The following is a 24492-nucleotide window of genomic DNA, read 5'->3' on the forward strand; positions in this document are numbered from 1 at the left end:
CCACGTTAAAAGACGCGCAATGAATTGCGCCGCTACGGTATTTGCGCCTATCCGTAGCGGCGCGGTTTATCGCACAGTTTTAAGCGATTTACTCGCCTTTCAACGTTTTACGCACTTCTGCTACCTGATCTTTCGTCACCGCTGGCGCACTGTTGCTCCAGCCCTGACGAATGAAGGTCGCCAGTTTAGCCACTTGATCATCATCCAGACGCTTAGCAAAACCCGGCATCGCCAGCGTTGATGGTGCTTTCTCGGTGGATGGCTGCTGCGCACCGGCCAGAATGGTGTGGATTAAACCACCTGGATCCCTGGCATTGACGATGGTCGCCTGATCCAGCTCCGGGAAGATCCCCGGCGCACCTTTACCGGTGACAAAGTGGCAGGCGCCACAGTTGTCGATATACAGACGCTCACCTTCCGACAAGCCTTTCGTCGCGGTCAGTTTCGCTTCGGTTGCCTGCTGTTTCTGCACGTTGTACGCCTGCAGCGGCGGATTACCACCAAGGAACTTCAGGTAAGCCGCGATCGCTTTCAGGTCGGCATCGGTCATGTGCGAGCTGGAGTGCTCAATCACTGACTTCATCTCACCGCCCACTGCGGCCTTATCGTTACGACCGGTTTGCAGGTAATCAACGATCTCCTGCTCGCTCCAGCGCGGCAGACCGCGCAGTGACGGTACATCCCAGCTGTTCAGGCTGCCACCGGCAAGGAACTGATCGTCGCCGCTATCCAGCGCTTTCTCGTTCATGCCGAGGCCGCGTGGTGTATGGCAGCTGCCGCAGTGACCCAGGCTTTCGACGATGTAAGCACCGCGATTAACCTCTTCTGACGCGCCGCCAATTGGCTGGAATGGCTTGTCAGAGGTGAACGCCCAGTTCCAGAAGCGCATGCCCCAGCGCTGGCTGAACGGGAAGCTCAGATCGGTTTCCGGCGGCTGCTCGCTGCTCGGCTTCACGCCTTTCATGAAGTAGACGTAAAGCGCGTGCATATCGGCATCGGAGATTTTGGCGTAATCCGGGTACGGCATCGCTGGATAGAGACGCGACCCGTCCGGCAATACGCCTTTGCGCACTGCGTCGGAGAACTGCTGCTCGCTGTAGTTGCCGATGCCGTGCTCTTTGTCCGGCGTAATGTTGGTGGAGTAAATGGTGCCGAGATTCGACTCAATCGCCAAACCACCAGCGTAATCCCCTTTGCCGGAAACGGTATGGCACGCCATACAGTCGCCGAGACGCGACAGGTATTCACCCTGCTTGATCAATTGAGCTTCATCTTCCGCGTGTGCCTGCAGTGCAAAGCTGCCCAGCAGCACGGCGTTGGCGATTAACAATGATTTTAATTTCATGCGCTTATGCCTGTACCAGTGGACCGGGATTTTTCAGATAATGTTCTTTAATGGCTTGTGCCGCCATCAAGGTGATCGCGCCGATGGTATCGGTCGGGTTCGCCTGGAAGTTTTGCGGGAAGGCGTTGCCGCCCGGTACAAACACGTTATGAACATCCCAGCTCTGCAGGTACTTGTTCAGTGCAGAAGTTTTCGGGTTATCGCCCATCACCGCGCCGCCCACGTTGTGGGTCGAAACGTATTTGGTGAGGTCAAAGTCCGCGCCCATTGGCAGGAAGCTCATGCTCATGCTGTCTGGGTTCAGCTCTTTGGCGATGTTGCCGACGATGCCTTTCAGGTGCTGTTGCAGCTTCAGTTCGTTCTCTTTCCAGTTGAACGTCATGCGCAGCAACGGCTGACCGCGATGGTCGGTGTAATTCGGATCCAGATCCAGATAGATATCGCGATACGACTGGCAGGTAGTGGTGATGCTGATCTTCATGGAGTGGTTGTACCACTCCTCCAGACCTTCTTTGTAACCCATGCCCCACGATGGTGTGCCTTTCGGCAGCGCAGCAGCCATTGGCGTGCCGGTGGCTTGCGAGCTGTGGATCTTGGCGCCGCCGAGGAAGCCAAGGCCCGGACCGTCGAAGTTGCCTGGCGAGATGTCGTTGAACATCTGGCCGGTGGCGCCGGCTGTGGCGTAAGAGTTGAAGTTTTTGTCTTTGAAGAACAGGGTTGCGCCGCCGTTTGACAGGAACGCGTAGTTACGCCCCACCACACCCTCTTCGGTGATTGGGTTATACGGCTTGCCGATACCGGAGAGCAGCATCAGGCGTACGTTATAAAGCTGGAAGCTGGAGAGCACCACGATCTTCGCCGGCTGGAACACTTCGTTGCCGTCCACATCGTAGTAAATCACGCCCTTGGCAGTTTTCTGGTCGTCATGCAGTACCACTTTCACCACTTCCGCATGCACTTCGTATGAGAAGTTCGGCATACGTTTCAACGCATCCATTACCGCCGTTTGTGGTGAGGCTTTAGAGTAGTTGAGGCACGGATATTTCGAGCAGTAGCCGCAGTAGTTACACGGTGCGATCTGGTTGCCGTACGGGTTTTTCCACGCGCGTGATACGCACGCAGATGGGTTCGGGAACGGATGGTAGCCGAGTTTGGTGGCCGCCTCTTTGAACATCACGTTGTTCAGCGTGTCTTCCAGCGCAGGCAACGGATAAGGTTCAGAACGCGGACCTTCAAACGGATCGCCGCCCGGCAGAATCTGGCCGCGCAGGTTACCGGTGGTGCCGGATTGACCGCAGATCAGCTCAAACTTGTAGTAATACGGCTCGATCTCTTCCCAGGTGAACGGGAAGTCCATCACGCGCATATCTTCCTGCAGGATGCCCGGCTTGTAGGCCTCATCGACGTAGGTTTTCAACTTCAGGTCGGTTGGGGTTGGACGAATCAGCACCGCCGTCCAGTGCATGCCCGCGCCGCCCACGCCGGTTCCCGGCGCAAACGCGCCCCATTTACGGGTCGGCAACGCCGTCTGGCTGCTGTTGTAACGCACGGTGACCGCCACTTCTTTTGGCGTAGCGAACACTTTGTTACGCACGTTGTAGGCGTATTCATCAGCCGGTTTCGGGTAAGCGAAATCCGGGTAATCACGCTCGCCGCCACGCTCTAATGCGCGCACGTCGAGTCCCGCCATCGCCAGTTCAATACTCATCAACGAGCCGGCCCAGCCGAGGCCGCAAACGACGACGTCGACTTCTTTCTTTGTAATCTGTGCCATGTTAATCCTGTCTCACATACCAAAAACGGGGGTGTGCTTACGCGCTTTCACCCAGGAGGCTGACCGGTCCCAGCGGGTACGGCACGTTGTGCTGCTTCACCCATTCGGTAAAGCTGGCGCGCGCGCCCGGGAAGCCAATGGCAATCCAGGCTTTCATGCCTTTGTTGCCGCCGTACATTGGGTCAGCGAGGTAGCCATGTTTGGTATCTGAGAGCAGCTGGCCGAAGAACTGCGAGGCCTTCAGGTTCTCTTCGCCCAAGGCGGCGAAGTCAATGCCGTCGTTTTTGTTCACTTTGGTGAGCACCGCATCTTTCTCTTCCAGTGACAGCTCATGGAACGGTTTCTGGAAGTTGCTTTGCGTCCACTGATTCACCAGCTTGATACCGGTTTGGTACATCTGCTGTGGCGTGAACGGGATTTGATAACCCATGGTGGCAGGCGCATGCACGTTGAACGGACCCTGCATGTAGATCTCTGCCCCGAACTCTGGGCTGTGCAGTTGCTGATCGATAAAGATCGGCACGTTGGTTTCCAGTGCACCTGGCGCTTTACCTTTGCCGCCGGCTGGAATCAGGCGATCGGTTGCGGCCAGAATAAATTGCCACTCATCGGTACTGAAAAAGATCGGTTTATAGTCGGCGAGCTCTGGTGCTGCCATTTCCGCAGCTTGCGCCGCAGTTAATCCCTTAAATACCAGGTCACTTAATGGCAAAGCCAACAGCGACCCAAGTAAAAACTTACGTCTGGTGGTCGGTTTATTTAGAAGCATGGCGCGACGACTCTCACTTGCTAAGAAAGATAATTATTTTTGTTAATAGCTTTATAAATCGGTAAATAACCTGGCAATCTTAGGGATATAGGTATTTCAGAATGTAAAAATTCAATTATGGATGTGTTTTGATGAAATTCAGTCATCATGTTGAATTTAGGTTAAGGCTTGGTAAAAGGTTTTCGAGGCGAAAAAACAGGGTTTAACCGGACATTTGAGGGGAAAGTGGCACGAATCAGTGGGCATTTGACCAGGAATTATCGCGCAAAGAAATAATCGCAGAAATGAATCAATGAAAAAAAATCATACTTCCATACCAGAGAATTATTCTCATTTATAACATCTTATTTACTTTATTGACCAGCAGATGAACGATCTATTTAGCGGAAATGACAAGTCGCGCACAAAATAAACGCAATAATTCCCCCAGGTAATCAATTGTAATATTCCGGCACAGCTCAGAACAAACCGGCATTTTGCCAAAGCGACGGCAGAGATAGAGTGAATTTATCTATCACTCAGGACAATAATAATGCGCTCACTGATTTTGCTCGTCGCTTTATGGGGCAGCAGTTTTGCACTGCACGCCGCCACACCGAAAGATACCCTTGTCGTCGCCGTCCCGCTCGACGGCATTATTAGCTTCGATCCCGCTGAAAGCTTCGAAACCGTCAGTAACAGCGTGCAGCGCAACATCTACCAAACATTAGTGGAGGCAGATCGTCATGATCCGCAGAAGCTGGCACCGCTGCTGGCCACCCACTGGCAACAGGGCAGCACGCCGCACAGCTTAGTGTTCAACATCAAACCCAACGCACACTTCTCCAGCGGCAATCCGGTGACGGCGCAGGATGTGATCTTCTCACTGACGCGCGCGGTGCAGCTGAACAAAGCGCCCTCTTTCATCCTCGCCGAATTTGGCTGGACCAATGAAAACATCGCCAGCCAGTTCAAAGTGCTGAATGACCATCAGCTGGAGATTCAGTGGCCAGCGCAGATTGGTCAGAATCTGGCGCTGCGCCTGCTGACCGCGCCGGTGGCCTCGGTGGTGGATAGCAAAACCGTGCAGCAACACGTCGCCAATAACGATCTCGGCAACGGCTGGCTGCATACCCATTCCGCCGGCAGCGGCGCATTTATCCTTCAGCAATATGTGCCGCAGCAGGCGCTGGTGCTGAGCGCTAACCAACAAGCGAATCCGCAGCCGAAGCTGAAACGCATTCTGCTTAAAGGCGTGGCGGATGCCAGTGCGCGTCGTCTGCTGATTCAGCAAGGCGATGTTGATGTGGCGTATCAGCTTGGCCCGGATCAGATTGATGCGCTGAAGAGCGACAAGAATCTGCGCATTGAAGCCTTCCCTTCCAGCCTGGTTTACTACCTCGGTTTCAATACCAAAGATAAAGCGCAACCGGCCTTGGGCAATCCGGCGCTGTGGCAAGCCGCGCGCTGGTTGGTGGACTACAACACCCTCTCGAAGGATTTGCTGAAAGGTCAGTACCGCATTCATCAGAGCTTCCTGCCGCAGGGTTTTGACGGCGCGCTGGACGATCAGCCGTTCCACTACGATGTGGCGAAAGCCAAAGAGATTTTAGCCAAAGGCGGCATCAAGCCGGGGACGAAGTTTGCGCTGACGGTGATCAATCAGCCGCCCTACATTGACGTGGCGCAGGCGCTTCAGGCCAGCTTCGCCCAAGCGGATGTGCAGATTGAGTTGCAGCCGGTGGCGGAATCGGAGCTGTGGAGCAAAATGCGCGGTCGCGATTTTCAGTCGATCTTCATTTACTGGGGCGCAGACTATGTCGATCCAAACACCAACGCCAGCGCCTTTGCCTATAACGTGCCGGGCGGTTCCAAAACCCTGGCGTGGCGCGTCGGCTGGGATATTCCGGATCTGAGTGCGAAAACCCGCGCAGCGGCCGGTGAAAGCGATGCTGTTAAGCGCCGTGCGCTCTATACCGATTTGCAGAAAACCGTGCAGCAGAACTCACCGTTCGTGGTGACGCTGCAGGGCGCGCAGCAGGTTGCGGTGCGGAATAACGTGAATCATGTGCAGCAAGGGATTGGTGTGAGTTTGCTGTTTTTTGATACGGTGCAGAAATAGTTTTGGATTGTGCTCGCTTTCCCCCTCCTCGGTCCTCCCAAAATTGTGCTCGCTTTCCCCCTCCTCGGTCCTCCCCCATAAATGGGGGGGGAAGATGCTGCCATATGTTCGTTCAGAAGCTGCATGTGGCAGCATCTCCTTCCCCCGTTCACGGGGGAAGGCCGGGATGGGGGGCAGCGCGCACCTAATCTCCTTCCCCCGTTTACGGGGGAAGGCCGGGATGGGGGACAGCAGGCACATAATTACGCCTTTTTCGGCACAATCCTCCTCCCTCCTCGCGCGCCGCTTGCTATCCTTCTGGCATAACCTATTGCCTGAGAGCGAAAAAATCATGACCACTCCGTTACTGATTGCCCAAACGCCTGACGTTCAACTGCATCTTCTCTCCAACATGGCGAACCGCCACGGTTTGATCACCGGCGCTACCGGCACCGGCAAAACCGTTACGCTGCAAAAGCTGGCGGAATCCTTCTCCGATATTGGCGTGCCGGTGTTTATGGCCGATGTGAAAGGCGATCTCACCGGCATTTCCGCCGCAGGCGAAGGATCCGAGAAGCTGCTGGCGCGTCTGGCGAAGATTGGCATCAGCGACTGGCAGGCGCAGAAAAATCCGGTGATGGTGTGGGATATTTTTGGTCAGCAAGGCCATCCAGTGCGTGCCACGGTATCCGATCTCGGCCCGCTGCTGCTGGCGCGGCTGCTCAACCTTAACGACGTGCAATCGGGCGTGCTGCAAATCATCTTCCGCATCGCCGACGATCAGGGCTTGTTGCTGCTGGATTTCAAAGATCTGCGCGCCATGACGCAATACATCGGCGACAACGCCAAAGCCTTCCAGACGCAATACGGCAACATCAACAGCGCGTCCGTTGGGGCGATTCAGCGCGGATTACTGGCGCTGGAGCAGCAAGGTGCCGAGCACTTCTTTGGCGAGCCGATGCTGGATATCCGCGACTGGATTCGCTGCGATAGCAACGGCAAAGGCTTTATCAATATCCTCTCGGCAGAAAAGCTTTATCAAATGCCGAAACTTTACGCCACCAGCCTGCTGTGGCTGCTGGCCGAGCTGTATGAGCACTTGCCTGAAGCCGGCGATCTCGATAAGCCGAAAATGGTGTTTTTCTTCGACGAAGCGCATCTGCTGTTTACTGACGCGCCGCCGGTGCTGCTGGAGAAAGTTGAGCAGGTGATTCGCCTGATCCGTTCGAAAGGCGTTGGCGTCTATTTCGTTACGCAGAATCCCGCTGATATTCCCGATAACGTGCTGGGCCAGCTCGGCAACCGCGTTCAGCATGCGCTGCGCGCCTTTACCCCGAAAGATCAGAAAGCGGTAAAAAGTGCCGCCGAAACCATGCGCGCCAATCCGGCGTTTGATACCGTCGAGGCGATTCAGGCGCTCGGCACCGGCGAAGCGCTGATCTCCTTTCTCGATGAAAAAGGCAGTCCATCGATGGTGCAGCGGGCGATGGTGATTGCGCCCGGATCGCGCATGGGGCCGGTTACGCAGGATGAACGCAATGGCCTGATCAACAATTCGCCGCTGTATGGTAAATACGATAGCGAAGTCGATCGCGAGTCGGCGTTCGAAATGCTGCAAAAAGGCGTGCAGGCCACCACGCAGCAAGCCAATGCGCCGGAAGCCAAAGGCAACAAGGTCGCCGTTGATGACGGTATTCTCGGCGGTCTGAAGGACATTCTGTTCGGCACCACTGGCCCACGCGGCGGCAAGCGCGACGGCGTGGTGCAGAGCGTGGCGAAGAGTGCCGCGCGCCAGGTCACCAATCAGATCATTCGTGGGGTGCTCGGCAGTTTGTTAGGCGGACGTCGCCGCTAGAAACTCTTTGCGACCCTCTAAAATGGGAGGCATGAATGCCTCCCCTACAAAGGATTTATGGATAAGTATCAACAACTCAAACGCAGCAAACGTCTGGCGCTGTCGCTGCTGCTGATTGCGGCAGCCACCTTTGTTGTGACGCTGTTTCTGCCAGCCAACTTTTGGGTGCTTGGGCTGAAGGCAATCGCAGAAGCGGCGATGGTCGGCGCATTAGCCGACTGGTTCGCCGTGGTGGCGCTGTTCCGGCGCGTGCCGGTGCCGTTTATCTCACGTCATACAGCAATTATTCCGCGCAATAAAGATCGCATTGGCGAGAATCTGGGTCGCTTTGTGCAGGAGAAATTCCTCGATACCGATTCGCTGCTGGCGCTGATTCGCCGCCACGATCCGTCGCAGATGCTGGCGCAGTGGCTGAACACGCCGGGCAACGCCGATCGCATTGGTCGTCATCTGTTACAGGTGATGCGCGGTTTTCTCGATCTCACCGATGATCAACGCATTCAGCGCTTTCTGCGCCGTGCGGTGCATCGCGCGCTGGATAAGGTCGATCTCACCCAATCCAGCGCGCTGCTGCTGGATAGCCTGACGAAAAATAATCGCCATCAGGAGCTGCTGGATGCGGCGGTACAACAGCTGCTGCGCTTGCTGCACAAGCCCGGAACGCGCGAGTTTATCGCCGCGCAGATTGTGCGCTGGCTCAAGCGCGAACATCCCATCAAAGCCAAAATGCTGCCCACCGAATGGCTGGGCGAACACAGCGCTGATTTGGTGGCGAATGCGGTGGATTCGATACTCGATCAGGTCGCGCTCGATCAGGGGCATGAGTTGCGTCTGGGCTTTGACCGCGCGGTGCAGCGGCTGATTGAGCGGCTGAAAAGCGATCCTGAAATGGCGGAACGTGCTGAAAACATCAAGAGCTGGCTGAAGGAAGATGAGTCGTTCAATCGCTACATTGGCGAGCTATGGCAGGATTTACGGGGCTGGCTGAAAGACGATCTAAATAGTGAGGATTCACGGGTGCAGGAGCGCGTCAGACTGGCCGCGCTGTGGCTGGGCGAGACGCTGGCGGCTGACGAAGCGCTGCGCGCCTCGATGAATCAGCATCTGGAAGATGCCGCACGCAGCGTAGCGCCTGAGTTTGCTGCCTTCCTGACGCGCCATATTAGCGATACGGTGAAAAGCTGGGATGCGCGCGATATGTCGCAGCAAATTGAGCTGAATATCGGCCGCGACCTGCAGTTTATCCGCATTAACGGCACGCTGGTTGGCGGAACGATTGGGCTGATTTTGTATGTGTTGTCGCAGGTGCCGGGTTGGATCGAGCGTATTCAGTAAAAAGGTCGCCATGAATGGCGACCTTACAAGGCTTAGCGGCGTTTCATCAGCAGGAACAAGCTGATGGCGAAGAATGCACCGCTTGGCAGAATCGCACCCAGAATCGGCGGCAAACCGTATACCAGGCTTAGCGGGCCAAAAATCTGGTCCAACACGTAGAACAGGAAGCCAAAGCTAATCCCCGTCACCACACGCACGCCCATCGATACGCTTCGCAGCGGACCAAAGATAAACGACAGCGCCATCAGCATCATCACCGCCACAGAGAGCGGCTGGAAGATTTTGCTCCACATATTCAGCTGGTAGCGCCCTGCAACCTGGCCGCTCTGCTTGAGGTATTTGCTGTAGTTATACAGGCCGGTGATCGAGAGCGCGTCCGGGTCCAGCGCCACTACGCCGAGCTTGTCAGGCGTCAGGTTGGTTTTCCATTCGCCGCTCAGGCTTTGCGAGCCGGTAATTTGTTTGGCATCTTGCAGATCCGATTCATCGACCTGCGACAGCGCCCAGACCTTTTTATCCGCATCCCAGGCGGCACTCGCCGCATAGCGTACGCTGAGTAAACGGCGCTGATCGCTGAACTTGTAGATGCTGACGCCATCAATCTCGTTATCACCTTTGATGCGCTCGATGTAGATGAAGTCGTTGCCGTCCTTCGCCCACAGGCCGTTTTGCGTTGAAACCAGCGAGCCGCCGTACAGCTGCTGTGCACGATAGTTACGCGCCATCTGTTCACCCTGCGGTGCAACGAATTCGCCCACCGCCATGGTCAACAGCACCAGCGGAATCGCGGTTTTCATTACTGCCAGCGCCACCTGCATGCGGGTAAAGCCCGATGCCTGCATCACCACCAGTTCACTACGCTGCGCCAGCGTGCCCAAACCGAGCAGTGCGCCCAGTAGCGCCGCCATCGGGAAGAAGATTTCGATATCTTTCGGTACGCTGAGCAGCGTGTAATAACCGGCGTCCAGCGCGGTATAAGCGCCCTGCCCGGTTTTCCGCAGCTGATCGACGAACTTAATAATGCCCGACAGCGACACCAGCATGAACAGCGTCAGCATGATGGTGTTAAAGATGGTTTTGCCGATATAGCGGTCAAGAACCTTAAACATCAGACCGATCCTCCACGGCTAAAGCGCGCGCGGATGCGACGCATCGGCACGGTATCCCACATGTTCAGCAGCACCGCCAGCGCCAGATAGGAGAAGTTCACCACCCACATCCAGATGGCCGGATCGAAGCGGCCTTTCGCGGCGTTGGAACGCAGAGAACTTTGCAGTAAGAAGAAGATCAGATACAGCAGCATGGCAGGCAGCATCGACAGCACGCGGCCCTGACGCGGGTTCACCACGCTAAGCGGCACCACCATCAACGCCATAACCAGGACTGCAAAGATCAGCGTCAAGCGCCAGTGCAGTTCCGCCTGGAACTGCGGGGTTTTGGTCTTGATCAGCGTGCTAATATCCGCCTGATCGGCATCGTTCGGATCGAGCGTGGCTTCTTTGTAGCCTATCACCGCCTGATAGTTGACGAAGTCCGTGATGCGGAAGTCACGCAGCAAGGCGGTGCCTTCAAAACGCGTGCCTTTATCCAGCGTCACCACCTGCGAGCCATCTTTGTGTTGCTCCATGTGGCCGCTATCAGCCAGCACCACCGAGGGACGCGCGTTGCCTTTCGGACGCAGCTGCGCCAGGAACACGTTGCCGAAGGTATTGCCCTTCACATCTTCAACAAACAGCACCGCATTGCCGTCGCTAGAGGTCTGGAACTGCCCAGCCGCCAGCGCCGCCGCGCCTGGGTTAGATTTGGCGTTTTGCGTCACTTCCTGCTGATAACGTGATGACCATGGCCCTAACCAAATGACGTTGACCGCCGCCACAAGCGAGGTGAACAGCATCAGGATCATCGCGGCTTTAATCAGCACACTTTTGCCCAGGCCGCAGGCATGCATCACCGTGATTTCACTTTCGGTGTACAGCCGCCCAAGGGTCATTAAAATCGCCAGAAACAGGCTTAGGGGCAGGATAAGTTGTGCCATTTCAGGCACGCCGAGTCCTAACAATGTCAGAACTAAGTTTGTTGGGATTTCGCCATCCACCGCAGCTCCCAAAATCCGCACTAACTTCTGACAAAAGAAGATCAGCAGCAGGATGAAGAGGATAGCCAGCTGGCTTTTGAGCGTTTCCCGAACCAGATATCTAATGATGATCACGCTTAGTACGCCTGTGATAACTTGTCTTTTTGCAGGAAAATCGCTAGTTTCAACGCTTATCAGCCATTTTTCTTCATCAATGGCCGTCATCGTAGCTAAAATAGTATGACGAACGCGTTAGTGTGGTGAAAAAACAACATACTTGTCACCACCACTCATTATGACTACCGGCGTTGAATTGTCATGGCGTCGCAACGAATTAATGAGTTACGAGCGCGCTACATTCTAACGACAGCCAAGGCCGTTGTCTTTAAGATTCAGGAGAGTGCATGGAGTTCAGTGTAAAAAGCGGTAGCCCGGAAAAACAGCGTAGCGCCTGCATTGTTGTTGGCGTTTTCGAACCGCGCCGTTTGTCACCCATTGCTGAGCAGCTGGATAAAATCAGCGATGGCTACATCAGCGCCCTGCTGCGCCGCGGTGAACTGGAAGGAAAAGTGGGCCAAACGCTGCTGCTGCACCATGTGCCGAATATCCTCTCCGAACGCATCCTGCTGATAGGCTGCGGTAAAGAGCGCGAGCTTGATGAGCGCCAGTATAAGCAGGTCATTCAGAAGACAATCAATACTTTGAACGACACCGGCTCAATGGAAGCGGTGTGCTTCCTGACTGAACTGCACGTCAAAGGTCGCAATACTTACTGGAAAGTGCGCCAGGCGGTCGAAACCTCTAAAGAAGCGCTCTACAACTTTGATCAGCTGAAAAGCAACAAAGTCGAGCCGCGCCGTCCGCTGCGTAAACTGGTGTTCAACGTGCCGACCCGCCGTGAACTTACCAGCGGCGAGCGTGCCATCCAACACGGTTTGGCCGTGGCTGCCGGTGTGAAAGCCGCCAAAGATCTCAGCAATATGCCGCCAAATATTTGTAACGCCGCGTATCTGGCGTCGCAGGCGCGTCAGCTGGCGGATGCGTACAGCAAAAATGTCACCACCCGCGTCATCGGCGAACAGCAGATGAAAGAGTTGGGGATGAACGCCTATCTGGCGGTTGGCGCAGGTTCGCACAATGAATCGCTGATGTCGGTGATTGAGTACAAAGGCAATCACGATCCAGAAGCGCGCCCCATCGTGCTGGTTGGCAAAGGCTTAACCTTTGATTCCGGCGGTATCTCGATCAAACCCGCCGATTCCATGGATGAGATGAAGTACGACATGTGCGGTGCGGCGTCCGTTTACGGCGTGATGCGCATGGTGGCGGAACTGAATTTACCGCTGAACGTGGTGGGCGTGCTGGTGGGCTGTGAAAACATGCCTGATGGCAAATCGATGCGTCCGGGCGACGTGCTGACCACTATGTCAGGTCAAACCGTTGAAGTGCTGAATACCGATGCCGAAGGCCGTCTGGTGCTGTGCGATGCGCTGACCTACGTTGAACGCTTCGAGCCAGAAGTGGTGATTGACGTGGCCACACTGACCGGCGCCTGCGTGATTGCGCTGGGTCACCATGTCAGCGGTTTGATGTCGAACCACAATCCGCTGGCGCACGAGCTGATCAGCGCATCTGAGCAGTCCGGCGACCGCGCCTGGCGTCTGCCGATGGCGGATGAGTATCAGGAGCAGCTGGAATCCAACTTTGCTGATATGGCGAATATTGGCGGCCGTCCTGGCGGTGCGATTACCGCCGCCTGCTTCCTCGCGCGCTTTGCGCGTAAGTTTAACTGGGCGCACCTGGATATCGCCGGTACCGCATGGCGTTCCGGTAAAGCCAAAGGCGCAACCGGCCGTCCTGTACCGCTGCTGTCGCAGTTCCTGCTGAATCGCGCAGGGTTGAACGGCGACGATTGATCTGGTGATGGCTGTCCCCCATCCCGGCCTTCCCCCACAAGTGGGGGAAGGAGACGCTGCTACATGCGAATTCACAACTAACATAGGGCAGCATCTTCCTCCCCCACTTGTGGGGGAGGACCGAGGTGGGGGGACAGCAAGCACCCAGCCCCCCCTCTCATCCAAAGGATCCCATGAAAAACGCCACTTTCTATGTGATGGAGTCTGAGAGCGCCGGTGATGGCCTAACCGCCATCGAAGCGTTGGTGTGCTCTCTTGCCGAAACACGCTGGCGTGACGGCAAACGCATCCTGATTGCCTGTGAAAACGAAGAACAAGCCAATCGGCTGGATGAAGCGCTCTGGCAACTTCCGGCTAACGCCTTTGTGCCGCACAATCTGGCGGGAGAAGGCCCGCGCTACGGCGCTCCGGTTGAGCTGGCCTGGCCACAGCGTCGCGGTAGTTCACCGCGCGATCTGCTGATCAGCCTTCTGCCACAGTTCGCAGATTTTGCTACTGGTTTCCATGAAGTGATAGACTTCGTTCCTTATGAAGAATCCCTAAAACAACTGGCGCGCGATCGCTACAAAGCCTATCGCAGCGTTGGTTTCCAATTGAATACGGCGACGCCACCCTCGCCGCAAACGACAGTGTAGAAATGGAAAAGACATATAACCCGCAAGATATCGAGCAGCCGCTCTACGAGCACTGGGAACAGCAGGGCTACTTTAAACCGAATGGCGATACCAGCCAGGAAAGCTTTTGCATCATGATCCCGCCGCCGAACGTCACCGGCAGCTTGCATATGGGTCACGCTTTCCAGCAGACCATCATGGATACCATGATTCGCTACCAGCGCATGCAGGGTAAAAATACCTTGTGGCAGGCCGGTACCGATCACGCCGGTATCGCCACGCAGATGGTGGTAGAACGCAAAATCGCCGCTGAAGAGGGCAAAACGCGCCAGGATTATGGCCGCGATGCATTCATCGACAAAATCTGGCAGTGGAAAGCGGAATCCGGCGGCACCATTACTCGCCAGATGCGTCGTCTCGGCAACTCGGTTGACTGGGAGCGCGAGCGCTTCACCATGGACGAAGGTCTGTCCAACGCCGTGCGCGAAGTGTTTGTCCGCCTGTACAAAGAGAACCTGATTTACCGTGGCAAACGCCTGGTAAACTGGGATCCAAAACTGCGTACCGCAATCTCCGATCTGGAAGTGGAAAACCGCGAGAGCAAAGGCTCGATGTGGCACATCCGCTATCCGCTGGCTGACGGCGTGAAAACCGCTGAAGGTAAAGATTATCTGGTGGTGGCGACCACGCGTCCGGAAACCCTGCTGGGCGATACCGGCGTCGCGGTTAACCCGGAAGATCCGCGTTATAAAGATCTGATCGGCAAAGAGCTGATCCTGCCGCTGGTGAACCGTCGTATTCCGATCGTTGGCGATGAACACGCTGATATGGAAAAAGGCACCGGCTGCGTGAAGATCACGCCTGCGCATGACTTCAACGACTACGAAGTGGGTCGTCGTCATAAGCTGCCGATGATCAACATTCTGACCTTTGATGGCGACATCCGCGAGCGCGCGGAAGTGTTCGATACCAATGGCGAAGTCAGCGATGCGTGCGCGGACGACATCCCGGCACAGTTCCAGAAAATGGAGCGTTTCGCCGCGCGTAAAGCGATGGTTGCCGCCATTGATGAGATTGGCCTGCTGGAAGAGATCAAACCGCACGACCTCACCGTGCCTTACGGCGATCGCGGCGGCGTGGTGATCGAGCCAATGCTGACCGACCAATGGTATGTGCGCACCGCACCGCTGGCGAAAGTCGCGGTTGAAGCGGTAGAAAATGGCGATATCCAGTTCGTGCCGAAGCAGTACGAAAACATGTACTTCTCATGGATGCGTGACATTCAGGATTGGTGTATTTCACGTCAGCTGTGGTGGGGACACCGCATCCCAGCATGGTACGACAACGACGGCAACGTCTATGTTGGCCGCACCGAAGACGAAGTGCGTCAGGAAAACAATCTGGCCGCCGATGTGGCGCTGCGCCAGGACGACGACGTGCTGGATACCTGGTTCTCGTCCGGTCTGTGGACCTTCTCGACGCTGGGCTGGCCGGAGAACACCGAAGCGCTGCGTACCTTCCATCCAACCAGCGTGCTGGTGAGCGGCTTCGACATCATCTTCTTCTGGATTGCGCGCATGATCATGCTGACCATGCACTTTATCAAAGATGAAAACGGCAAGCCGCAGGTGCCGTTCAAAACCGTTTATATGACCGGTTTGATCCGCGATGAAGAAGGCCAGAAGATGTCCAAGTCGAAAGGTAACGTCATCGATCCGCTGGATATGATTGACGGCATTTCGCTGGAAGATCTGCTGGAGAAACGTACCGGCAACATGATGCAGCCGCAGCTGGCTGAGAAGATCCGCAAGCGTACCGAAAAGCAGTTCCCGGACGGCATCGTGCCTTCAGGTACCGATGCGCTGCGCTTCACCCTTGCTGCGCTGGCTTCTACCGGTCGTGACATCAACTGGGATATGAAGCGCCTCGAAGGCTACCGCAATTTCTGCAACAAGCTGTGGAACGCCAGCCGCTTCGTGCTGATGAATACCGAAGAGCAGGATTGCGGACAAAACGGCGGCGAAATGAAGCTGTCGCTGGCGGATCGCTGGATTCTGAGCGAATTCAACCGCAGCGTAAAAGCCTACCGTGAAGCGCTGGATAACTATCGCTTTGATATCGCGGCCAACATTCTGTACGACTTCACCTGGAACCAGTTCTGTGACTGGTATCTGGAGCTGACCAAGCCGGTGATGACCAGCGGTAGCGAAGCGGAACTGCGCGGTACGCGTAATACGCTGGTCACCGTGCTGGAAGCGCTGCTGCGTCTGGCGCATCCGATCATTCCTTACATCACCGAAACCATCTGGCAGCGTGTGAAAGGCCTGAAAAACATCGATCACGATACCATCATGCTGCAGCCGTTCCCGCAGTATGACGCGGCGAAAGAGGATGCCGAAGCGCAAGCCGATATCGAGTGGATGAAGCAGGTGATCGTCGCGGTACGTAATATCCGTGCTGAGATGAACATCGCACCAAGCAAGCCGCTCGACGTGCTGCTGCGTGACTGCTCTGCCGCCGCGCAGCGTCGCGTCGAAGAGAACCGCACCTTCCTGTCGCGTCTGGCGCGTCTGGAAAGCCTGACCATTCTGCCTGCAGGCGAGAAAGGCCCGGTTTCGGTCACCAAGATTGTTGAAGGCGCTGAGTTGCTGATTCCGATGGCGGATCTGGTCAACAAAGAAGCCGAGCTGGAGCGTCTGGCGAAAGAGCTGGTGAAACTTGATGTCGAAATTGAGAAGATCCAGACCAAGCTGGCGAACGAAGGCTTTGTCTCACGTGCGCCGGAAGCGGTTGTCGCCAAAGAGCGTGAGCGCGTGGCTGAGCTTGAGCAATCAAAAGCAAAACTGTTTGAACAGCAGGGCGTGATTGCGGCATTGTAAGCGCTTCAGTCCAACTGCTTAATCGAAGCCGGGCACTGCCCGGCTTTTTTATACCGGAAGATAATGATGACCAGCGACGCTCCCATCAATTTAAAGGTGCGCCCCATTTCAGCCGCCGATAACCCGCTGATTGCGCAGGTGATCCGTGATGTGTCAGCCGAATTTGGCCTGACGGCGGATAAAGGCTACACCGTGTCCGATCCCCATCTCGATCGCCTGTTCGAACTCTACAGCGAAGCCAACAGCGCTTACTGGATTGTGGAACATGACGGTGTGGTGGTGGGCGGCGGCGGCGTTGCACCGCTGGCCTGTAGCGCGCCGGATATCTGTGAGCTGCAGAAAATGTATTTCCTGCCGCAGGTGCGCGGCTTAGGTCTGGCGCGCGATCTGGCGCTGCGTGCCATGGAATTCGCCCGGCAGCAGGGCTTTCAGCGCTGCTATCTGGAAACCACCGGCAGTTTGACGCGTGCGATTAAGTTGTATGAGTCGTTGGGGTTTGAGCTGATTGATAGCGCGATGGGTTGTACCGGGCATGTGGATTGTGAAGTGCGGATGCTGAAGGTGTTGTGATTTGGTGTGCTCGCTGTGATGTGCTGACTGTCCCCCATCCCGGCCTTCCCCCGCAAGCGGGGGAAGGAGATGCTGCCACATGCAGCTTCATCACTGGCATGTGGCAGCATCTTCCTCCCCCATTTATGGGGGAGGACCGAGGAGGGGGACAGCGGGCACAAACCTAAACCGCCGGCACCCCACTATGAAACCGCAGTTCGCCATCCGGCTCGCTGATTAAGCGCGCTTCTGCCTCGCCAAACACCTGCACGCGCGGCGCAATCTCCTTCGGCGAAATCTGCTGCGCCAGCTTCAGGTAATCCTGATAGTGACGCGCTTCCGAGCGCAGCAGCGAAATATAGAACTTCTCCAGTTGATCATCCAGATACGGCGCCAGGCTGGCGAAACGTTCGCAGGATCGCGCTTCGATGTACGCCCCGCAAATCAGCTTATCCACCAGCGCTTCCGGCTCGTATGTGCGAATCTCGCGAATCAAACCTTTGGCATAGCGGCTGGCAGTGATTTTGCGATACGGCAAACCGCGCGACTGCATGATTTCCCACACCTGATAGAAGTGGTGCAGCTCCTCTTTCACCAGCAGCACCATCATCTCCACCAAATCATCGGCCCACGGCAGCTCGTTGCGCACGATAATGCTTTTGGTCAGATTCTTGTGGGCATTGATAAAGTTACCGTCCTGCTCGTCGCGGTAGATAAAATCTTCATACGGCTTGAGCCATGCCAGAATGGCATCACCACTTGGCTTATCCGCCACGTATTTACGGATGATGAACACCGCGGTTTGCGCGGCTTTCAATTCACAAACCATGTGATCGGTGAGCAGCAACGTCAGATTTTCCGGCTTGCGTGCTTCATCAATCCACGCTTGTGGCGTGCGGCAATGCAGGAATTGATAGATCGGTTCTAATAGCGGAGCGTAATTCATGGGCAGTCTTTTGTCTTACGGGGAAACGTGTTCAGGGCGGCGAGTGCCGCCCATTAATGCTTAGTGACGCACACCGTTGTCTTCTTCGTCCTCGATGAACTCGCCATCGTCATCTTCATCTTCATCTTCGGCATCAGGATCTTCAAAGTAGGTGCCCCACCCGTCGTAATCGACGTTGTAGCTGCCTGCCAGATTCACCAGTTGCTCAACCTGCGCATCAATCAGCTCTGGCTTCAACGCGCCTTCGCTCAGGATATCCACACACATTACGGTGGTGCCGTCTTCCAGCTCCAGCTCTTCTGGCTCGCTCACTTCGTAGCCCAGCTTGAAGGCATCAACCGCGACCTTCTCCAGCGAGTCGAAGTTGTTGCAGGAGAGATGATGCTCAATAGTGTAAAGCGCATCTGGATCGCTGCCGTCTTCCAGCAACTCTTCAATGATCAGTCGCGTCTCTTCGCGCTGTTCTTCCAGCAATGCTTCATATGCCATGGGTGTGTCCTCAAATATTCGGCTGAATTCAATTATTTTCCCACACTGCCTCGCGCGCCACTACACAAAACAACAAGTTTCTTAACGCCGGGGTTGAAAATGCATATTCATACGGTTAAATTGAATTTTAATTCATTTAATGTAGTCATCCGGAGCGCTGTATGAGTCAGCTACATCAAAGACATTTCCTGAGATTGCTGGATTTCACCCCAGCCGAAATCGATTCTCTGCTGAGTCTGGCAGGTGAATTAAAACACGCAAAGAAAAATGCCAGCGAAACGCAGTACCTGAAAGGCAAAAACATCGCGCTCATCTTCGAAAAAGACTCGACTCGTACCCGATGCTCTTTCGAAGTTGCCGCTTACGATCAGGGCGCTAACGTCACCTATCTCGGCCCAAGCGGCAGCCAAATCGGCCATAAAGAGTCGATGAAAGACACCGCGCGCGTGCTGGGACGCATGTATGACGGTATTCAGTATCGCGGCTACGGCCAGGAACTGGTGGAAACCTTAGCGGAATTCGCTGGCGTGCCGGTGTGGAACGGCCTGACCACCGAATTCCACCCCACGCAGTTGCTGGCCGATCTGCTGACAATGCAGGAGCATCTGCCGGGTAAATCGCTGAATGAAATGACGCTGGTTTACGTCGGCGATGCGCGCAACAACATGGGCAACAGCATGCTGGAAGCCGCTGCGCTGGTCGGCCTAGATCTGCGTCTGGTGGCGCCAAAAGGCTGCTGGCCGGAAGCGGAACTGGTGGAGCAATGCCGCGTGGCCGCACAGCAAACCGGTGGCAAAATCACCCTGACCGAAGATATCGCCGAAGGGGTGCAAGGTGCTGACTTCATCTACACGGATGTGTGGGTGTCGATGGGCGAAGCCAAATCAGTGTGGGAAGATCGCATCGCCCTGCTGCGTCCTTATCAGGTTAATAGCGCGATGCTGGCGCTGACCGGCAATCCGCAGGTGAAGTTCCTGCACTGCTTACCGGCCTTCCATGACGACAAAACCACGCTGGGCCGTCAAATGGCCGAGCAGCACGGTTTGCACGATGGCATGGAAGTAAGTAATGAGGTGTTTGAATCTGCGCACAGCATTGTGTTCGATCAGGCAGAAAACCGTATGCACACCATTAAAGCGGTGATGGTCGCGACGCTCGGCAAGCTATGATTGGTGGCGCCGCAAACGTTTACCTCGCGCGCGATATTTGCTTGATGCAAATCAGTGAATGCGTATAATGCGGCCCAATTTGCCGGAGGAAACATGCAACAGCGCAGCGCACAATTTGACGCTCAACGACGCCTGACAGCGGGCGGCGCATCTGTTTCTTTCCGTCATCAATCGATCGTAAAAAAAGCCCCTTAAGCAGGGGCTTTTTTTTGTCCGCAATCCGGCAGCGCAGAGGAGAACGCTATGGCCAACCCGCTATATCGCAAGCACATCATTTCCATCAACGATCTCAACCGCGACGAGCTGGAGCTGGTGCTGCATACCGCTGCCCAGCTGAAAGCCAATCCCCAGCCGGAGCTGCTGAAACACAATGTGATCGCCAGCTGCTTCTTTGAGGCTTCAACGCGCACGCGTTTGTCGTTTGAAACCGCGATGCATCGTCTCGGCGCGTCAGTGGTGGGCTTCGCCGACGGTAGCAACACCTCGCTCGGCAAGAAAGGCGAAACCCTCGCCGATACCATTTCGGTGATAGGGACTTACGTTGATGCCATCGTGATGCGTCATCCGCAGGAAGGCGCCGCGCGTCTGGCGACGGAATTCTCCGGCGGCATTCCGATTCTCAACGCCGGTGATGGCGCTAACCAGCATCCAACGCAAACGCTGCTCGATCTCTTCACCATCCGAGAAACGCAAAATCGCCTGGATAACCTGAATGTGGCAATGGTCGGCGACCTGAAATATGGCCGCACCGTGCATTCACTGACGCAGGCGCTGGCGAAGTTTGATGGCAACCGCTTCTTCTTTATCGCGCCGGATGCGCTGGCGATGCCGGCGTACATCACCGATATGCTGGATGAGCAGAACATTGCCTGGTCACGCCACGACACCATCGAAGAAGTGATGCCACAACTCGATATTCTGTATATGACGCGCGTGCAGAAAGAGCGCCTCGATCCGTCGGAATACGCCAACGTTAAAGCACAGTTCATTCTGCGTGCCGCTGATTTAGCCGGTGCGCGCGACAACATGAAAGTGCTGCATCCGCTGCCGCGTATCGACGAGATCACCACCGACGTGGATAGCACGCCGCACGCCTGGTATTTTCAGCAGGCTGGAAATGGCATCTTCGCTCGCCAGGCGCTGCTGGCGCTGGTACTGAATCGCGAACTGGCACTGTAAGGAGAAAGCGATGACTCACGATAATAAATTGCAGGTTGAAGCCATCAAACGCGGCACGGTGATTGACCATATCCCGGCGCAGGTCGGCTTTAAGTTACTTTCGCTGTTTCGTCTGACCGAAACCGATCAGCGCATCACCATCGGCCTCAACTTGCCGTCGGGCGAGATGGGCCGTAAAGATCTGATCAAGATCGAAAATACCTTCCTGACCGACGATCAGATCAATCAGTTGGCGGTGTATGCGCCGCTCGCCACGGTAAACCGCATTGACGAATACGAAGTGGTGGCGAAGATCGCCCCCACCTTGCCGGATCGTATTGACCGCGTGCTGACCTGCCCGAACAGCAACTGCATCAGCCGTAACGAGCCGGTATTCACCAGTTTTGCGGTGAAAAAGCGCGAAGATGATGTCCATCTGAAGTGCAAATATTGCGAGAAAGAGTTCGCGCGCCACGTGGTGCTCGGTCACTGGTAATCGCCCGCGTCGTCCCTATAATGGGACGATTCATTTCGCGGCGGACATCGGTCGGCCGCGCACTTTCAAGGAGAAACAATGTCTCGCGAAATCAGTACTTCAAACGCACCCGCAGCGATTGGCCCTTACGTGCAGGGCGTGGATCTCGGCAGCATGATCATCACTTCAGGCCAGATCCCGGTTGATCCGGCCACTGGCGCCGTTGCCGACGATGTTTCCGCGCAGGCACGTCAATCACTGGAAAATGTGAAGGCGATTGTCGAAGCCGCCGGCCTGAAAGTGGGCGATATCGTGAAAACCACCGTGTTTGTGAAGGATTTGAATGACTTCGCCACCGTGAACGCGACTTATGAAGCGTTCTTCACCGAGCACAACGCCAGCTTCCCAGCGCGTTCGTGCGTGGAAGTGGCGCGCCTGCCGAAAGATGTGAAGATTGAGATCGAGGCGATTGCGGTACGTCGTTGATTTGGTTGGTTGGTTGGTGCTGGCTGTCCCCCATCCCGGCCTTCCCCCGCAAGCGGGGGAAGGAGATGTTGCCACATGCAGCTTCATCACTGACATATGGCAGCCTCTTCCTCCCCCATTTATGGGGGAGGACCGAGGAGGGGGACAGCCAGCACAATATTTATTTAAACGATCGCAGCAACCTCTCCAGCGGCCGCACCAGCGCCAGCACTGTTTCATCCTGCACCTGCGCTGCCGCATCCAGTTGTGTATGCATTTGCGCCACTTCACCTGCGCCATACGCCTGATTACGTTCCAGCGCATTGACCAAATCCAGTCCCATCCGGCTCAACTCTGCTACTTGCTGTACTTGCTGCTGCAGCGGCTTGAGCTGATAGCTGCCCAGAATTAGCGGCATCACCGCATCGCTGTTGTTCTGCCAGCGCTGCAATTGCTGACGGATGGCGTGCGCCGCCGCATGATCGGCGCGATTGGCGATCAAGCGATCCACCTGCTTATCCAGCACACGCACCGCGTTGCTCTCGGCCGGCAACACATCCGCCAAACGATTGAGCGGTTCAAAATAGTCGTAATGTCCCGCCTGAAATTTCAGATGCTGGCGCGTGTAGTATTGCGCTGGCTCCAGCACTTCGGCCAATATGCGCAGCGGCGTGATGTCACTGCTGTTCGCCAGTCGCATCATCTGCACTTCAGCCTGCTGATGCTGCTGCAAGCCGACTGAAACAGTGCCCCAGCGATCCACCGCGCTCAGGCGCTGATACATGTTATCGCTGTCGGTGACATCCTGCGCCGACCATAACCGCTCCGCCACCACAAAGGCGCGCGGCCACAGGCGTGTATCGATTACCCGGCTGTTAACATTCTCCGCCCACAGCGCCGCTTCGCCGCCAATCAGGTTGTTCTGCATCTGTTGCGGCGTCGGCAGCGATGGTGCAATGCCGGTTGGCACCTGCGGCAACTTGCTGCCTTCTGCGGGATAGCGCACGTTGCCCACCAGCATATAACCGGTCAGCTTGTCTTGCGTTAGCGTCACCATCGGCTGGAATGGCCCCATCCACGTATCGACGCTGAACGTCAGCTGTGTGGGCGACAGCCAGCGGATATCACTGACCATGCGACGCGCTTTGCCGCTGAAATCGATAAAGCCGCGCCAGCCGTTTTTCCCTTCTATCAGGGTAAAGCTGCCTTTCAGCGCGCTGCCTTTCAAACGCGGCATGGTGAATTGCCAGCTCTGCGCCTGCTCACCTGCCTGCACCTGATCCGCGCCGTTAAGCCCCTGCGGCCAGGGTTCATTGCGATAGTGATAGGCGGCGGTTTGCGGCTGATCGAGATAGAAACCGGTGGAGAGAATGCCGCGAAAGTCGTTTTTCGCCACCGTGCCCAACGCATCCTGTCCTTGCCACGATTGAATCAGAATGCTTTTAGGCAGATCAGGATGGTAAACCTCATCCCAGCCGATCATGCGGCGCTGATGCGCTTCGAGGATTTTCTCAACGCGCTGATTAAACCAGGCTTGCAGCGCATGCGTATCCTTTAAACCGTGGTCGCGCATAAACTGCTGAATGCGTGTGGAATCATTCCACTGGGTTGGATCAACCTCATCACCGCCGATGTGGATATAGGGATCGGGGAAGATCGCCGTCACTTCGCCCATTAAGGTGTCGATAAAGCGGAATACCGCTTCGTTGCTGGGATCCAGTAGCGGCTTAAACACGCCCCAGCCGCGCTCCATCTGATACGGTCCCGGCGCGCTCATTAACTCCGGCATCGCTACTGCTATCGCCGACGCATGACCGGGCAGATCGATTTCCGGTACCACGCGTACGCCGCGCTGCGTGGCGTAGCGCACCACATCGCGCATCTGCTGCTGCGTGTAGTACAAGCCGTCACTGGCTTTCTCCTGCAGCTGCGGATAGTGGCTGGAGGCAAATCGCCAACCTTGATCGTCGGTTAAGTGCCAGTGAAACACGTTCATACGCGCGGCGGCGATGCCGTCGATTTGTCGTTTCACGGTTTCAATTGGCAGGAAGTGGCGCGCCGAATCGATCAGCACGCCGCGCCACGGAAAGCGCGGTTTGTCGTCAATGGTGACGTAGGGAATTTCGGTGCCATTTTCGGTGTTTTCAATCAGCTGCAGCACGGTTTCCATGCCGCGCATCGCGCCAAAGCGCGTGTTGGCTTTCAGCAAGACGCCATCGCTGTTAACCAGCAGATGATAACTTTCGTCGCTGTCTGGTTGGGGAAGCGGATCAACCGCCTGCGCGATTTGTACCTGAATGCTGGGATGATCGCTGGATGCGCTGGCTGGCAGCAGCGGCCAGCCGGTTTGCCGCGCAATGCGCGCGCGCCAGCGCGATTCAGCACCTTCCAGATGATCGCCCGAGATATGCAACGTGAGCTGCGGTGTTAACGCATACGCCCCGCCGCCGACTGGCTGCACAACGCTCTGTGGCCACGGCATCAGCGGTAAATCTCCAGCCGGTGCGGCGAAGGCGGAAAAAGTCATGGATAAACAACAGGCAAGCAGAGTTCTTTGCAATGGCATCTGGGCATCCTTGTAAATGAAACAACGGACCAAA

At 55.9% G+C, this 24492-nt stretch carries 19 protein-coding genes; 11 read left to right on the forward strand and 8 right to left on the reverse strand.

Going from position 1 to position 24492, the window contains the following annotated elements; translation table 11 throughout:
* Nucleotides 1-88: 88 nt before the first annotated feature.
* From Q3H59_RS17435 to Q3H59_RS17445, 3 genes are read right to left on the reverse strand one after another with little or no spacing between them, the layout of a single operon-like run.
* Nucleotides 89-1345 (reverse strand): cytochrome c, encoded by a 1257-nt coding sequence (locus tag Q3H59_RS17435; RefSeq protein ID WP_309836055.1) that lies wholly within the window; start codon nt 1343-1345, stop codon nt 89-91.
* 4 nt (nt 1346-1349) lie between these two features.
* Entirely contained in the window at nt 1350-3119 is a 1770-nt protein-coding gene (locus Q3H59_RS17440; RefSeq protein ID WP_110868048.1) for a GMC family oxidoreductase, read from the reverse strand.
* 37 nt (nt 3120-3156) lie between these two features.
* Complete coding sequence (locus tag Q3H59_RS17445) at nt 3157-3888, reverse strand: gluconate 2-dehydrogenase subunit 3 family protein (RefSeq protein ID WP_309836058.1); 732 nt, start codon at nt 3886-3888, stop codon at nt 3157-3159.
* A 532-nt stretch (nt 3889-4420) separates the two neighbouring features.
* Between Q3H59_RS17445 and Q3H59_RS17450 the strand changes: the two genes are divergently transcribed.
* From Q3H59_RS17450 to Q3H59_RS17460, 3 genes are all read left to right on the forward strand, one after another.
* Nucleotides 4421-5989, forward strand: coding sequence for an ABC transporter substrate-binding protein (locus tag Q3H59_RS17450; protein ID WP_192412466.1), 1569 nt, complete (start codon nt 4421-4423; stop codon nt 5987-5989).
* Between the two features lie 331 nt (nt 5990-6320).
* Entirely contained in the window at nt 6321-7823 is a 1503-nt protein-coding gene (locus Q3H59_RS17455; RefSeq protein ID WP_309836061.1) for a DUF853 domain-containing protein, read from the forward strand.
* Between the two features lie 57 nt (nt 7824-7880).
* Complete coding sequence (locus tag Q3H59_RS17460; RefSeq protein WP_309836063.1) at nt 7881-9158, forward strand: DUF445 domain-containing protein; 1278 nt, start codon at nt 7881-7883, stop codon at nt 9156-9158.
* 32 nt (nt 9159-9190) lie between these two features.
* On the opposite strand, the gene lptG is transcribed toward Q3H59_RS17460, so the two are convergent.
* Nucleotides 9191-10267, reverse strand: coding sequence for an LPS export ABC transporter permease LptG (lptG, locus tag Q3H59_RS17465; protein WP_101762225.1), 1077 nt, complete (start codon nt 10265-10267; stop codon nt 9191-9193).
* Nucleotides 10267-11367 (reverse strand): LPS export ABC transporter permease LptF, encoded by a 1101-nt coding sequence (gene lptF / locus Q3H59_RS17470; RefSeq protein ID WP_101762226.1) that lies wholly within the window; start codon nt 11365-11367, stop codon nt 10267-10269. The genes lptG and lptF overlap by 1 nt, the downstream gene beginning before the upstream one ends.
* A gap of 269 nt (nt 11368-11636) precedes the next feature.
* Here lptF and pepA point away from each other — a divergent pair, with 269 nt between their 5' ends.
* The 4 genes from pepA to Q3H59_RS17490 all read left to right on the forward strand — a co-directional run bounded on the left by pepA (nt 11637) and on the right by Q3H59_RS17490 (nt 17211).
* Nucleotides 11637-13148, forward strand: a complete 1512-nt coding sequence (gene pepA, locus Q3H59_RS17475; RefSeq protein WP_101762227.1) for a leucyl aminopeptidase — start codon at nt 11637-11639, stop codon at nt 13146-13148.
* 173 nt (nt 13149-13321) lie between these two features.
* On the forward strand, nt 13322-13783 hold the full coding sequence (locus Q3H59_RS17480; RefSeq protein ID WP_110868052.1) for a DNA polymerase III subunit chi: 462 nt from the start codon (nt 13322-13324) through the stop codon (nt 13781-13783).
* A 2-nt stretch (nt 13784-13785) separates the two neighbouring features.
* Complete coding sequence (locus Q3H59_RS17485) at nt 13786-16641, forward strand: valine--tRNA ligase (RefSeq protein WP_309836067.1); 2856 nt, start codon at nt 13786-13788, stop codon at nt 16639-16641.
* A 66-nt stretch (nt 16642-16707) separates the two neighbouring features.
* Entirely contained in the window at nt 16708-17211 is a 504-nt protein-coding gene (locus tag Q3H59_RS17490) for a GNAT family N-acetyltransferase (RefSeq protein WP_192236081.1), read from the forward strand.
* A 163-nt stretch (nt 17212-17374) separates the two neighbouring features.
* On the opposite strand, the gene Q3H59_RS17495 is transcribed toward Q3H59_RS17490, so the two are convergent.
* Complete coding sequence (locus Q3H59_RS17495) at nt 17375-18136, reverse strand: tRNA isopentenyl-2-thiomethyl-A-37 hydroxylase MiaE (protein WP_309836069.1); 762 nt, start codon at nt 18134-18136, stop codon at nt 17375-17377.
* Nucleotides 18137-18196: 60 nt separating this feature from the next.
* Nucleotides 18197-18625 (reverse strand): ribonuclease E inhibitor RraB, encoded by a 429-nt coding sequence (rraB, locus tag Q3H59_RS17500; RefSeq protein WP_309836072.1) that lies wholly within the window; start codon nt 18623-18625, stop codon nt 18197-18199.
* 161 nt (nt 18626-18786) lie between these two features.
* Here rraB and argF point away from each other — a divergent pair, with 161 nt between their 5' ends.
* The 4 genes from argF to ridA all read left to right on the forward strand — a co-directional run bounded on the left by argF (nt 18787) and on the right by ridA (nt 21913).
* A complete protein-coding gene (argF, locus tag Q3H59_RS17505; RefSeq protein WP_137385078.1) occupies nt 18787-19794 on the forward strand; it encodes an ornithine carbamoyltransferase in 1008 nt (335 codons plus the stop codon).
* Nucleotides 19795-20037: 243 nt separating this feature from the next.
* Nucleotides 20038-20973 carry an aspartate carbamoyltransferase gene (pyrB, locus tag Q3H59_RS17510; protein ID WP_101762233.1) on the forward strand — a complete coding sequence of 312 codons (936 nt, stop codon included), beginning with the start codon at nt 20038-20040 and terminating at the stop codon, nt 20971-20973.
* Nucleotides 20974-20983: 10 nt separating this feature from the next.
* Complete coding sequence (gene pyrI / locus Q3H59_RS17515) at nt 20984-21448, forward strand: aspartate carbamoyltransferase regulatory subunit (protein WP_007886734.1); 465 nt, start codon at nt 20984-20986, stop codon at nt 21446-21448.
* Nucleotides 21449-21526: 78 nt separating this feature from the next.
* The gene (ridA, locus tag Q3H59_RS17520; RefSeq protein ID WP_061718232.1) at nt 21527-21913 is read left to right on the forward strand and encodes a 2-iminobutanoate/2-iminopropanoate deaminase; all 387 of its coding nucleotides are present in this window, start codon (nt 21527-21529) and stop codon (nt 21911-21913) included.
* A gap of 160 nt (nt 21914-22073) precedes the next feature.
* Here the strand turns inward: ridA and Q3H59_RS17525 are convergent, their stop codons facing one another.
* Nucleotides 22074-24458: a family 20 glycosylhydrolase gene (locus tag Q3H59_RS17525; RefSeq protein WP_309836080.1), complete on the reverse strand. Its 2385-nt coding sequence runs from the start codon at nt 24456-24458 to the stop codon at nt 22074-22076.
* Between the last annotated feature and the right edge of the window lie 34 nt (nt 24459-24492).

The organism is Pantoea sp. SORGH_AS_0659, assembly GCF_031453915.1.
In the GTDB taxonomy this organism is placed as follows: domain Bacteria; phylum Pseudomonadota; class Gammaproteobacteria; order Enterobacterales; family Enterobacteriaceae; genus Pantoea; species Pantoea leporis.

Excerpts from the sequence above, each read along its gene's own strand:
- pyrB (WP_101762233.1), top strand. The coding sequence starts at position 20,038 with ATGGCCAACCCGCTATATCGCAAGCACATCATTTCCATCAACGATCTC.
- pyrI (WP_007886734.1), top strand. The coding sequence starts at position 20,984 with ATGACTCACGATAATAAATTGCAGGTTGAAGCCATCAAACGCGGCACG.
- Q3H59_RS17445 (WP_309836058.1), bottom strand. The coding sequence starts at position 3,888 with ATGCTTCTAAATAAACCGACCACCAGACGTAAGTTTTTACTTGGGTCG.
- Q3H59_RS17460 (WP_309836063.1), top strand. The coding sequence starts at position 7,881 with ATGGATAAGTATCAACAACTCAAACGCAGCAAACGTCTGGCGCTGTCG.
- lptG (WP_101762225.1), bottom strand. The coding sequence starts at position 10,267 with ATGTTTAAGGTTCTTGACCGCTATATCGGCAAAACCATCTTTAACACC.
- Q3H59_RS17435 (WP_309836055.1), bottom strand. The coding sequence starts at position 1,345 with ATGAAATTAAAATCATTGTTAATCGCCAACGCCGTGCTGCTGGGCAGC.
- Q3H59_RS17480 (WP_110868052.1), top strand. The coding sequence starts at position 13,322 with ATGAAAAACGCCACTTTCTATGTGATGGAGTCTGAGAGCGCCGGTGAT.
- Q3H59_RS17455 (WP_309836061.1), top strand. The coding sequence starts at position 6,321 with ATGACCACTCCGTTACTGATTGCCCAAACGCCTGACGTTCAACTGCAT.
- rraB (WP_309836072.1), bottom strand. The coding sequence starts at position 18,625 with ATGGCATATGAAGCATTGCTGGAAGAACAGCGCGAAGAGACGCGACTG.
- Q3H59_RS17495 (WP_309836069.1), bottom strand. The coding sequence starts at position 18,136 with ATGAATTACGCTCCGCTATTAGAACCGATCTATCAATTCCTGCATTGC.
- argF (WP_137385078.1), top strand. The coding sequence starts at position 18,787 with ATGAGTCAGCTACATCAAAGACATTTCCTGAGATTGCTGGATTTCACC.
- Q3H59_RS17490 (WP_192236081.1), top strand. The coding sequence starts at position 16,708 with ATGACCAGCGACGCTCCCATCAATTTAAAGGTGCGCCCCATTTCAGCC.
- Q3H59_RS17440 (WP_110868048.1), bottom strand. The coding sequence starts at position 3,119 with ATGGCACAGATTACAAAGAAAGAAGTCGACGTCGTCGTTTGCGGCCTC.
- ridA (WP_061718232.1), top strand. The coding sequence starts at position 21,527 with ATGTCTCGCGAAATCAGTACTTCAAACGCACCCGCAGCGATTGGCCCT.
- Q3H59_RS17485 (WP_309836067.1), top strand. The coding sequence starts at position 13,786 with ATGGAAAAGACATATAACCCGCAAGATATCGAGCAGCCGCTCTACGAG.
- pepA (WP_101762227.1), top strand. The coding sequence starts at position 11,637 with ATGGAGTTCAGTGTAAAAAGCGGTAGCCCGGAAAAACAGCGTAGCGCC.
- Q3H59_RS17525 (WP_309836080.1), bottom strand. The coding sequence starts at position 24,458 with ATGCCATTGCAAAGAACTCTGCTTGCCTGTTGTTTATCCATGACTTTT.
- Q3H59_RS17450 (WP_192412466.1), top strand. The coding sequence starts at position 4,421 with ATGCGCTCACTGATTTTGCTCGTCGCTTTATGGGGCAGCAGTTTTGCA.